The sequence below is a fragment of the Arthrobacter sp. Y3225116 genome, assembly GCF_059091245.1.
This window is the reverse complement of sequence record NZ_JBNHGL010000549.1, coordinates 1-511: the sequence shown is the minus strand read 5'-3', so window position 1 is coordinate 511 and position 511 is coordinate 1. Positions and strand designations below refer to the sequence as shown.

At 73.8% G+C, this 511-nt stretch carries 1 protein-coding gene; it reads right to left on the bottom strand.

Annotated features, from left to right (window positions below):
- Positions 1-511, bottom strand: a 511-nt coding sequence (locus tag AC5RV2_RS18895) for a D-alanyl-D-alanine carboxypeptidase (RefSeq protein WP_494093604.1), incomplete at both ends; no start/stop codon positions are given.

Sequence of the window (511 nt, the reverse complement as noted above, 5' to 3'; positions counted from 1 at the left end):
CCGCCAGCGCGGCGGCATCGGCCACCAGGTCGCCGCCGCCGTCGGCCTGTTCCCGCCCGGCATACAGGGCGAGCGGGTACACGGCGGAGATTTCGCCGTTCTTCACGTCGCCCGGATCCCAGGCGGCGCTGATGGCTGCCCCGGAGTAGAGGGAGTCGTCCACCGCCACCGAGAGTTCACCGGTGTACCCGTCGGCGGCCAGCTGCCCGGCCGCTTCGGCCGCCAGCGTTGCCAGCCCGGCTTCGCCCCAGACCGCGCCGGGCTTGGATTCCCCGGCACCCAGCAAGGCATCCCCGCCGCCGACCAGGTACACCACGCCTGGCTTGCTGCCGCGCTTGACCGAGGTAGTGAACCGGTGGCCGGCGCCGATGGTGTCCAGGGCGGCGACGGCGGTCAGCAGCTTCAGGTTGGACGCCGGCACCAGCGGCTCGGCGGCGGCCTCGTCGTACAGGACGTCGCCGCTGGCCGCGTCGGTGACGATCCCGGTGAAGCCGCCGGCGCCGTCGAACGC